Source organism: Campylobacter lari subsp. lari, from assembly GCF_013372185.1.
Lineage (GTDB): Bacteria > Campylobacterota > Campylobacteria > Campylobacterales > Campylobacteraceae > Campylobacter_D > Campylobacter_D lari.
Genome location: NZ_CP053830.1, coordinates 1135029 through 1146328, shown reverse-complemented (window position 1 = coordinate 1146328; position 11300 = coordinate 1135029). Strand labels below are relative to the sequence as shown.

The window sequence follows — 11300 nt, the reverse complement described above, 5'->3', positions numbered from 1 at the left end:
AGGTAAAAATGATAGGTTTAGAAAATTTAGGTTTAGAAAATATCGGGCAAGTTTTTCATAATCTTAGTTATGATGAGCTTTTAAAACATGAAAAAAATAATAATGAAGGTGTATGTACTAAAAATGGTACCTTTAGTGTGGATACTGGAATTTTTACTGGAAGAAGTCCTAAGGATAAATACTTTGTAAAGCAAGATCCTTCGCAAAAATATATTGCTTGGGGTAAGATTAACCAAGCTATTAGCGAGGAATTATTCGAAAAACTTTTAGTAAAAGCTAAAAAACAGCTTAGTAATAGTGATATTTATATCCAAGATGCATATTGTGGTGCTTCGTTAAAAAGTCGCAAAGCTGTGCGTTTTGTAACGCAAATTGTATGGCAAGCGCATTTTGTAAAAAATATGTTTATTCGTCCAAAAGAAGAAGAGCTTAGTGGGTTTAAACCTGATTTTGTGGTGTATAATGCTTGCAAATGTGTGAATGAAGACTATGAAAAAGATGGTTTAAATTCAGAAGTATTTGTCATTTTTAACATAGAAAAAAATATTGCAGTAATTGGTGGGACTTGGTATGGTGGAGAGATGAAAAAAGGAATTTTTTCTATGATGAATTACTGGTTACCACTAGAAAATAAACTTCCTATGCATTGTAGTGCTAATGTTGGAGAAAAAGGCGATGTAGCGCTTTTCTTTGGACTTAGCGGTACAGGTAAAACCACTCTTTCAACTGATCCAAAAAGAAGATTAATAGGTGATGATGAGCATGGTTGGGATGATGAGGGTGTGTTTAATTTTGAAGGAGGTTGTTATGCAAAATGCATTAACCTTGATCCTCAAAGTGAGCCAGAAATTTATGGAGCTATAAAGCAAAATGCACTTTTAGAAAATGTAGTTTTAAAAGATGATTTAAATGTTGATTTTAATGATGGTTCTAAAACTGAAAATACTAGAGTTTCTTATCCGATAGAACATATTTTAAATCACGAGCCAAGTCTTAGTGCGGGTCATCCTAGCAATATTATTTTTCTCTCAGCTGATGCTTTTGGTGTTTTACCTCCGGTTAGTAAACTTAGCAAAGAGCAAGCAATGTATTATTTTCTAAGTGGTTATACTGCTAAAGTAGCAGGAACTGAAAGAGGTATTACTGAGCCTGTTGCGACTTTTTCAGCTTGTTTTGGAGAAGTATTTTTACCATTACACCCAACTGTTTATGCAAAACTTTTAGGTGAAAAAATCAGTAAGCATAATGTGAATGTTTATCTGGTAAATACCGGTTGGAGTGGTGGAGCTTATGGTGTAGGTAAAAGAATGAGTATTAAAGCTACTAGAGCTTGCATTAATGCAATTTTAGATGGTAGTATACAAAATTGTGAGTTTGAAAACTATGATTTATTTAATCTTGCTGTGCCAAAAGAATTAGCGGGTGTAGAAAGTAAGTTATTAAATCCTATTAATACTTGGGAGGATAAAAAAGCTTATGAAGAAACCAAATTAAAGCTTGCGAAAATGTTTATAGAAAATTTCAAACGCTATGAAGATGTAAAAGAAGGAGCAGAATTTAAATTAGCTGGTCCTGCTATCTAAAAAGAGTTAAGCTCTTTTTAGAATAGTGATTCGGGATTGACTTGGGTTTCTTTATTTTTTGGAAGCTCAAATCCACCTAACATATGAAAATGCAAATGAAAAACTTCTTGTCCGCTATTTTTCCCACAATTTGTAATTAGTCTATACCCACTTTTATCAAGTCCTAAAAGAGTGGCTAATTCTTGGATGAATTGTGTCATTTCGCTCATTAATTCAGGTCTTAATTCTTGAAAGTTTTCAAAATGCTCTTTTGGAATGATTAAAATATGAATAGGTGCTTTAGGATTAATATCATGAAAGGCTAAAAATTTTTCACTTTCTAAAACTTTATTAGCAGGGATTTTTCCTTCTATGATTAGTTCAAATACGGTTTTTTCTCTCATTTAATAGTCCTTTTTTTATTATTTTTGCTAATTTTAAATAATTTTACATTAGAATGTTTAAAAAAAATTTAGTTGGAGAAAAAATTGCAAGATTTGATATCTCAAATTAGCTCTGCAAGTACTTTAGCAGAACTTGAAAATATAAAAGTAAGCGTCTTAGGAAAAAAAGGTATTTTGACTTTGGAATTTGCAAAGTTAAAAGATTTGCAAGGTGAAGAAAAAAAAGAATTTGCCAATGGTTTAAATAAAACAAGAGATGAATTTAATGAAGCTTATCAAGTAAAATTAAAAGAATTAGAAGAAAAAGCTTTAAATGAAAAAATGAAACAAGATGTACAAGATTTTAGCTTTTTTGATGAAACTTCAAACGCAGGAGCGCTGCATCCAATCATGCAAACTATGGATAAAATCATAGAATATTTCACAGCTTTAAATTTCAGCATAGAAAAAGGACCTTTGATTGAGGATGATTTTCATAATTTTGAAGCATTAAATTTACCACAAAATCATCCTGCAAGAGATATGCAAGATACTTTTTATTTTGAAGATAAAACCTTGCTTAGATCTCAAACTTCTCCAGTGCAAATTAGAACCATGCTATCTCAAAAACCACCTATTAGGATGATAGCGCCAGGTGCAGTTTTTAGAAGAGATTTTGATATTACCCATACACCTATGTTTCATCAAGTTGAAGGACTTGTGGTAGAAGAGGGTGATAAGATAAATTTTGCAAATTTAAAAGATATGCTTGAGAATTTTTTAAAATATATGTTTGGCGATGTAAAGGTGCGTTTTAGACCAAGCTTTTTTCCTTTTACAGAACCATCAGCTGAAGTAGATATTTCTTGTGTTTTTTGTAAAGGTTGTGGGTGTAGAGTTTGTAAGCACACAGGATGGCTTGAGGTTTTAGGATGTGGGGTAGTTGATCCTAATGTTTATAAATTTGTTGGTTATAAAAATGTGAGTGGTTATGCTTTTGGTTTGGGTGTGGAGCGTTTTGCTATGCTTTTACATAAAATTCCTGATTTGCGTTCTATGTTTGAAGGTGATTTAAGATTATTGGAGCAATTTAGATGATTATTAGTAGAAATTGGTTAAACGAATGGATTGATTTAAGTGAAATATCAACGCAAGCTATAGTAAATACTTTAAATTCCATAGGATTAGAAGTTGATAGTTTTAAAAGTGTTAAAGCTCCCCAAAAAGTTGTAATAGGTAAGGTTTTAGAAAAAGTTAAACATGAAAATTCAGATAAATTAAATATTTGCAAAGTTGATATAGGTAGCGAAATTTTACAAATTGTGTGCGGTGCTAAAAATGTTGATAAAGATCAATTTGTAGCCGTATCTTTAGTGGGTGCAGTGCTTCCAAATGGACTTGAAATTAAACCTGCCAAACTTAGAGGGGTTGAATCTATGGGTATGATTTGCTCATCTAGCGAGCTTGGTTTTGGAAAAAGTAATGAAGGTATTATGGTTTTAGATGAGAGTATGGGGGAATTAGTTCTAGGAAAAGCTTTAAATGATTATGAACTTTTTAATGATGAATTAATTGAAATAGAACTTACTCCAAATCGCGGTGATTGCTTGAGTTTATATGGTGTTGCTAGAGATTTAAGCGCAGCACTTGATTTAAATTTAAAAGAATTAAATCCTTTAAAAGAAAGTGAAAATAGTGTAGGTATAGGAAGAATACTCAGTGTTAAAAATCAAAGCGATGTTGAAGGTTTTTTTGCATATAGGGCATTAGAAATCAAAGAAGAGTTTAAACTAAATATTACAATACAAATTCGCCTTGCCTTGATTGAAGCATATAAAAATAATAACATAGAAAATCTTTTAACATATGCAACTCATGCAAGTGGAGTAATTTTTTGTGCTTATGATTTTCATAAACTTTGTCAAGATTGTCAAATCGATGAAAAGATTGTTTTAGAAATTAAAACTCAAGAACATGGAGAATATGGAGTTTATTATAAAGATGAGTTGATTGCTTTAGCAGGTATAGAGCAAGAAGATAAATTTAAAATCAATGATGAGAGTAAAATTATCATTATAGAAGCAAGTTATACTCATCCTCAAACTATAGCAAATGCAATAGCCTTTTATAAAAAGAAAAATGACACTATATATCGCTCTTTAAGAGGTAGCGAGCCTAAACTTTCTTTGGGAATGGAGTATTTATTTAATGAATGCTTAAAAATTAGCGCGATGAGTGTTTTTTCAGGAAGCCAACAAGTTTTTAAGGAAAATGAAGCAAATATTATTGGTATTTTTGGCGCAGAGATTGATAAAATCATTGGTATGCCTATAGATAAAAATAATTTAGTAAAAATTCTTAAAAAACTAGGCTTTGAAATAAGTGTAGTAAATGATGAACAATTTAATATCAAAATCCCACTTCATCGCAGTGATATAGCAAATATAGCTGATATTAGTGAAGAGATAGTAAGAATTATTGGTATTGATAATATCCCATCAAAAGCTTTAGAATTTAAAGAAAAAAATCGCTTAAATAAAGTGTATTTTGATTATCAAGAGCTTAAAAATTTAAGATTAAAAGCAAGTAGCAATGGGTATTTTGAAAGTGTGCATTATGTTTTAGATAATGAAGAACAATTAAGTCAATTAGGATTTAAATGCATTAAAAATAAGCTTATTAATCCTATCACCAATGAGCTTAATACTTTAAGAAGCACTTTGATAAATCATCTTTTAAATGCAGCAAGCTTTAATCTAAGAAATTCAAAAAAGAAAATCAAACTTTTTGAATGTGGCAGTGTTTTTGATGAGTTTTCAAACGAGCATGCTAAATTTGCGATGATCTTTAGTGGTTACAAAGAAGAAGCTAAAATCACAAATAAGGCCAAGCCTGTTTTGGTAGATTTTTACACTTTTTTAGCAGAATTAAAAAGCATTATAGGTGAGTTTAGTTTGCAAAAATCAGAATATGCATTTTTAAGCCCATATGAGCAAGCAAATGTATATAAAAACGGTAAGCGTATAGGGTTTATAGGTAGGATGCATTTAGGTATAGAAAATAAAAGAGATTTGGCTAAAACTTATATTTGTGAGCTTGATTTAGAAGGCTTAAAACAAGACTTTAAAACCGCTAAAGCTTATTCTAAATTTCCATCTATGAGCAGGGATTTAAGTATAGTTATACCTAAGGGTTTTGAATATGAAAAAATCAAACACACTATTACTAAATTAGATATTGAAAGATTGGAAAGCTTTAGAGTGGTAGATTTATATACAGATGAGAATTTAGGTGATTTTTATAGCTTGACTATTAATTTAGTATTTAGAGATTTTGAAAAAACCTTAGAAGATAATATTATTCTTGAATATATTGATAAAATCATCAAGGTTTTAGATGATGAGTATGGTTTAAAACTTCGATGAAAATCAGTCCTATTGGTTCTTTTACAGCAGAGCTTGAAGATATAGCTTCTGATAAGTCTATATCCCATCGCTTTGCTATCTTTTCTTTGCTTACCCAAGGAACTTGTAAGATTAAAAATTACCTAAAAGCACAAGATACCTTGCATACCTTAGCAATCATTCAAGCTTTGGGAGCTGAGGTTGAAGAGATTGATGGATTAGTTTACATTAAAGCTCCAAAACATATAAAATCTCCAAATTGTGTTTTAGATTGTGGAAATTCAGGTACAGCTATGAGGCTTTTAATAGGTCTTTTAAGTGCTATTGAAGATGAATTTTTTGTACTCAGTGGAGATTGTTATTTAAATGCTAGACCGATGAAGAGGGTGAGTGAGCCTTTGATGAGTTTAGGAGCTAAGATTTATGGAAGAGCTAATGCAAATTTAGCACCTATTTGTATACAAGGAGCTAAGTTGGATGGTTTTAATTATAAAAGTAATATTGCTTCAGCTCAGGTAAAATCAGCTTTAATCTTAGCAGCTTTATTTGCCAAAAAAGAAAGTTATTTTAAAGAAATTGAGCTTTCAAGAGATCATAGCGAGATCATACTTAATAAAATGGGAGCTTGCATTGAATATTTAAATGAGGATAAAACTTTTATTAAAATAAATCCTTTAAAAGAAAAATTAAAAGCATTCCAAGTATGTGTACCAAATGATCCATCATCGGCCTTTTATTTTGCCTTAGCTGCTTGTATTTTACCAAATTCAAAAGTTGTTTTAAAAAATGTTTTATTAAATAAAACGCGCATTGAAGCTTTTAAAATTTTAGAAAAAATGGGTGCAAAAATTTCTTATAATATTACTAATGAAGATTTTGAAAGTATTGGAGAAATTTGTGTTGAAAGTGCGCCTTTAAAGGCAGTAAATGTGAGCGAAAATATCGCATGGCTAATAGATGAAATTCCAGCTTTAGCTATAGCTTTTGCTTGCGCACAAGGAAAAAGCATTATAAAAAATGCTAAAGAATTGCGTGTAAAAGAAAGTGATAGAATTAAATCAATTGTATTAAATTTGCAAAAATGTGGCATAAAAATAAAAGAATTTGAAGATGGTTTTGAGGTAGAAGGTGGTGAAGCTAAAAGTGCGAAAATAAAAAGCTTTGGAGATCATAGAATCGCGATGAGTTTTTTGATTTTAGGTTTAAGATGTGGAATGGAGGTTGATGATAGTGAATGTATAAAAACTTCTTTTCCAAATTTTGTTGAGATTTTAAAGCAAATAGGAGCTAAAATTGGAGATTGAACTAGCAAAAAGTTATGGTTTTTGTTTTGGAGTAAAAAGAGCTATTAAAAAGGCTGAGCAAATTAAAGATGCAGCTACCATAGGCCCTTTAATTCATAATAATGAAGAAATCACAAGACTTTGGAAAAATTATAATGTTAAAACATTAAATGATATTAGCGAGCTTAGCACAGAACAAAAAGCTATCATTAGAACCCATGGTATAACCAAACAAGATTTAGAAAAATTAAAACAAAAAGATATAGAAATTTTTGATGCAACTTGTCCTTTTGTGACTAAACCTCAAAAAATTTGTGAGCAAATGAGCAAAGAAGGCTATGAGGTTGTGATTTTTGGAGATGAAAATCATCCTGAAGTAAAAGGGGTTAGAAGTTATGTAAGCACTAAAGCTTATGTGGTTCTTGATGAAAAAGAATTATTTGATATTAAATTGCCTTCTAAGATTGCAGTGGTATCACAAACTACAAAAAAGATAGAAAAATTTATGGAAATTGTAAATTTTTTAATGCTTAAGGTTAAGGAAGTTCGCGTTTTTAATACCATATGTGATGCGACTTTTAAAAATCAAGAAGCTATCAATGAGCTTGCCAAAAAAAGTGATGTAATGGTGATAGTTGGCGGAAAAAATTCAGCTAATACTAAGCAGCTTTTTTTAATAGCAAAAAATTACTGCGAGGATAGCTACTTAATCGAAAATGAAAAAGAAATTCAAAAAGAATGGTTTAGCGGTAAAGAAAAATGTGGTGTTAGTGCGGGTGCCTCTACACCTGATTGGGTGATTGATTTGGTTTTAGAAAAAATCAAAGAATATACCAAAATTAACTAAGTTTAAAGAAAACAATACTATAATCAAGAATTAAAATTTAAAACAAAGGACCACGATGAGCGAGGTGAACAAAAAAGTTCAAAACAGACTAGAGGATATTATCATAGAAGAAGATTTTGAGCAAATGCTTGAGGAATCTTTCAAGTCTGATGAGGAGGCAACTACACAAGGGATAATTGTCGCGATTAAAGGCGATGAGGTGTTTGTAAATGTAGGGCAAAAATCAGAAGGTATTTTAGCAATAGAAGAAATTCAAAATGATAAAGGCGAATTTATCTTCAAAGAAGGCGATACATTAGAAGTTGCTATAGTGGGTTCTCGCGGTGGCAGATCTTTACTTTCTCATAAAAAAGCTTTAAGAAAGCAAAAAGTTAAAGAATTTATTGATAATTATAAAGATGATGAAAGTATGTTTGATGTAAAAATCATTGGTAAAAATAGAGGCGGTTTTGTAGCTGTGGATGAAAATGGAGTAGAATTTTTCTTGCCAAAATCACAAAGTAGCTTTAAAGATTCAAACAACATCATCAATAAAACTTTCAAAGTTAAAATCATCAAAATTGATAAAGAAGCTCAAAGTATAGTAGTTTCAAGAAAAAAAATAGTAGATGAAGAAAGAAAAAAACGCAAAGAAATTATCTCAAATGTGTTAAATCAAGAAGAAATCATAGAAGGTATTGTTAAAAAAATCACAACTTATGGCATGTTTGTTGATGTAGGCGGTGTTGATGGTTTGGTTCATTATAGTGAAATTTCTTATAAAGGGCCAGTAAATCCTAGTTCACTGTATAATGAGGGTGATAAGGTTCCTGTAAAAGTGATTAAATATGATAAAGATAAAAAACATCTTTCCTTGTCTATAAAGCTTGCTATGCCTGATCCTTGGGATGAGATTAAAGATGGTTTAGAGGTTGGTGACACTATTAAGGTTACAGTTTCAAATATAGAGCCATATGGTGCTTTTGTGGATTTAGGAAATGATATAGAAGGATTTTTACATATAAGCGAAATTTCTTGGGATAAAAATGCTAAAAATCCAAAAGATTATATTAGCGAAGGTCAAGAGCTTGATGTGGAAGTGATTGAGATTAATGCTAAAGAAAGAAGACTTAGAGTTTCTTTAAAAAATTTATTAGCAAAACCTTTTGATGAGTTTTTAAAATCACATAAAGTAGGTGATGTGGTAAAAGGTAGTGTTACTTCTGTGACTAATTTTGGTGCCTTTGTAAAAATTGCAAACTTAGAAGGTTTGTTGCATAATGAAGATGCTTCATGGAATAGAAACGATAAATGCAAAGATATGTATAAAGTTGGCGATGTTATAGAAGTTAAAATCATCAAACTTGATAAAGAAAATCAAAAAATTTCTTTAAGCACTAAAGAATTGCAAAAAAGTCCTGTACAAGTTTATGCACAAAAACATCAAGTAAATGATATTATCTCAGGAAAAATTAGAGATATTAAGGATTTTGGAGTTTTTGTAGAGCTTGAAGAGGGTGTTGATGCGCTAATTCACAAAGAAGATTTAGGTAATATCGATTTTTCAAGTTTAAAAGTAGGCGATGCAATAGAAGCTTTAATTGTTTTCATTGATGAAAAGAAAAATAGAATTCGTTTAAGCGTAAAAAGTCTTGCAAAAATGAAAGAAAGAGAAGCGTTAAACGAAATCAATGATAATGATAAAGTAACTTTAGGTGATATTATTAAAGATCAACTTTCATAATCACAAATGAAAAAATATACCCTTTATGGTATTTTAGGCTTGTTAAGCCTAGTTTTGATTGTTGCTTTTGTTTTTATGGTGAGATATGTAAGTGTTGGAAATTTACCTATCTCACAAAATGTTAAATATTCTTTTGATGATATAAAAAAAGAATTACCACAAACTTGGCAAGATAAACTCTCAAATCTTAAAATTAATGATTTTTCTCCAGCAGTAAATGAATTTTATATGAGTTTTAATATGGATGATTCTGTAGTAAAACCAAAGCAAAAATTTTATATGCTCGATGTAAATAAAAACGATGTTTATTCTATGTTTTGTTTGAAGCAAACCTTGCATTCTTTTTTTATCAAATACACTTTAACACAAAGCAAAGATGAAGTGGCAATTTATTTAGATACAAATAATGAAAAAGTTTTAAACGCACTGATCGACAAATTAAAAATTTACAACATAAATGCAAAATTAAAGGAGGTTTGGTTATGAAAAAAATTATTGTATGTGATGCAATATTAGATAAAGGTGTGGAGCTTTTAAGAAAAGCTGATGATGTAGAACTTATTGAAGCAGCGCATTTACCTAAAGATGAACTTTTAACAAAATTAAGTGATGTAGATGTGGCTATTACCAGAAGTTCAACAGATGTGGATTTGAAATTTATCAATGCATGTTCTAATTTAAAAGCTTTAGTTAGAGCAGGTGTTGGGGTTGATAATGTTGATATAGATGAATGCTCTAAAAAAGGCATTATAGTTATGAATGTGCCAACGGCTAATACCATAGCAGCAGTTGAACTTACTATGAATCACTTATTGTGCTCTGCAAGATCTTTTGTCAATGCACATAATTTTTTAAAAATACAAAGAAGATGGGAAAGAGAAAAGTGGTATGGTGTTGAACTTATGAACAAAACTTTAGGGGTTATAGGTTTTGGTAATATAGGTTCAAGAGTAGCTGTACGCGCAAAAGCTTTTGGTATGAAAGTTATAGCTTATGATCCTTATGTGGTAGCTTCTAAAATGACTGATTTGGGTATTGAGTGTGTGAATTCTTTAGATGTAATTTTAACTCAAAGTGATTTTATTACCATACATACACCAAAAACAAAAGAAACAACAGATATGATTTCTTTTGAAGAAATTTCTAAAATGAAAGATGGTGTAAGATTGATAAATTGTGCCAGAGGTGGTCTTTATAATGAAGATGCATTGTGTGAAGGTTTAAAAAGTGGCAAAATAGCTTGGCTTGGTATAGATGTGTTTAATAAAGAACCTGCAACTAATCATCCATTTTTAGAATTTGAAAATGTTTCTGTTACTTCTCATCTTGGTGCAAATACCTTAGAAAGTCAAGAAAATATAGCTATCCAAGCATGTGAGCAAGCTTTAAATGCTGCAAGAGGAATTTCTTATCCTAATGCTTTAAATTTACCAATTAAAACTGAAGATTTACCAAGTTTTGTAGCGCCTTATATTGAGCTTATTTCAAAAATGGGCTTTTTGGCTGCTCAGCTTGATAAAACTCCTATTAAGGCTATTAAACTTGAAAGTGAAGGACAAATTAGTGAATATAATGAGTCTTTGCTAACTTTTGCGACAGTGAGTGTTTTAAGAGGAATTTTAGGTGAAAATATTAATTATATTAACGCACATTTTGTAGCTAAAGATAAGGGTGTGGAACTTTCTTCTTGTATTTTACCAAGTAGTGGTTATAGTAATAAAATTACCATAAAGGTAATTACAGATAATTCTAACCTTTCTATCTCAGGGACTATTTTTGGTGAAAATGAACAAAGGATAGTAGAGTTAAATGGTTTTGATGTAGATTTTAAACCAAAAGGGAAAATGATAATTTTAAATAATAATGATATACCAGGAGTTATTGCTAATGTTAGCGGAATTTTAGCTAAAAATAATGTCAATATAGCTGATTTTAGACTTGGTAGAAATGGCTTTGGAAAAGCTTTAGCTGTGATTTTGCTTGATGCAAAAATTTCAAAAGCTTTACTTGAGGAATTAAGAGCAGTTGATGCTTGTATTTTTGCAGAATATGCAGAAATTTAAGGCTTTTTATAAGCCTTAATTGTTACAATTATTTT

General features: G+C 30.3%; 9 protein-coding genes. 8 read left to right on the top strand and 1 reads right to left on the bottom strand.

Annotation, left to right across the window (positions count from 1 at the left end; all coding sequences use genetic code 11):
- Window positions 1–8: 8 nt before the first annotated feature.
- Window positions 9–1583: a phosphoenolpyruvate carboxykinase (ATP) gene (gene pckA, locus CLLT_RS06030; protein ID WP_074692686.1), complete on the top strand. Its 1575-nt coding sequence runs from the start codon at window positions 9–11 to the stop codon at window positions 1581–1583.
- Between the two features lie 17 nt (window positions 1584–1600).
- On the opposite strand, the gene CLLT_RS06025 is transcribed toward pckA, so the two are convergent.
- Entirely contained in the window at window positions 1601–1966 is a 366-nt protein-coding gene (locus CLLT_RS06025) for a histidine triad nucleotide-binding protein (protein WP_012661900.1), read from the bottom strand.
- Window positions 1967–2050: 84 nt separating this feature from the next.
- On the opposite strand from CLLT_RS06025, the gene pheS reads away from it, so the two are divergent.
- The 7 genes from pheS to serA are packed head-to-tail and all read left to right on the top strand — an operon-like array spanning window position 2051 to window position 11265.
- Window positions 2051–3043, top strand: coding sequence for a phenylalanine--tRNA ligase subunit alpha (gene pheS / locus CLLT_RS06020; RefSeq protein WP_012661899.1), 993 nt, complete (start codon window positions 2051–2053; stop codon window positions 3041–3043).
- Window positions 3040–5370 carry a phenylalanine--tRNA ligase subunit beta gene (pheT, locus tag CLLT_RS06015; RefSeq protein ID WP_070256499.1) on the top strand — a complete coding sequence of 777 codons (2331 nt, stop codon included), beginning with the start codon at window positions 3040–3042 and terminating at the stop codon, window positions 5368–5370. Before pheS ends, pheT begins: the two co-directional genes overlap by 4 nt.
- Window positions 5367–6653, top strand: a complete 1287-nt coding sequence (gene aroA / locus CLLT_RS06010; RefSeq protein WP_012661897.1) for a 3-phosphoshikimate 1-carboxyvinyltransferase — start codon at window positions 5367–5369, stop codon at window positions 6651–6653. Before pheT ends, aroA begins: the two co-directional genes overlap by 4 nt.
- Entirely contained in the window at window positions 6643–7479 is an 837-nt protein-coding gene (locus tag CLLT_RS06005) for a 4-hydroxy-3-methylbut-2-enyl diphosphate reductase (protein WP_012661896.1), read from the top strand. Before aroA ends, CLLT_RS06005 begins: the two co-directional genes overlap by 11 nt.
- A 55-nt stretch (window positions 7480–7534) precedes the next feature.
- Entirely contained in the window at window positions 7535–9202 is a 1668-nt protein-coding gene (locus CLLT_RS06000; protein WP_070256501.1) for a 30S ribosomal protein S1, read from the top strand.
- 6 nt (window positions 9203–9208) lie between these two features.
- Window positions 9209–9688: a hypothetical protein gene (locus CLLT_RS05995; RefSeq protein ID WP_012661894.1), complete on the top strand. Its 480-nt coding sequence runs from the start codon at window positions 9209–9211 to the stop codon at window positions 9686–9688.
- Window positions 9685–11265, top strand: a complete 1581-nt coding sequence (gene serA / locus CLLT_RS05990) for a phosphoglycerate dehydrogenase (protein ID WP_070256503.1) — start codon at window positions 9685–9687, stop codon at window positions 11263–11265. The genes CLLT_RS05995 and serA overlap by 4 nt, the downstream gene beginning before the upstream one ends.
- The last annotated feature ends 35 nt before the right edge of the window (window positions 11266–11300 follow it).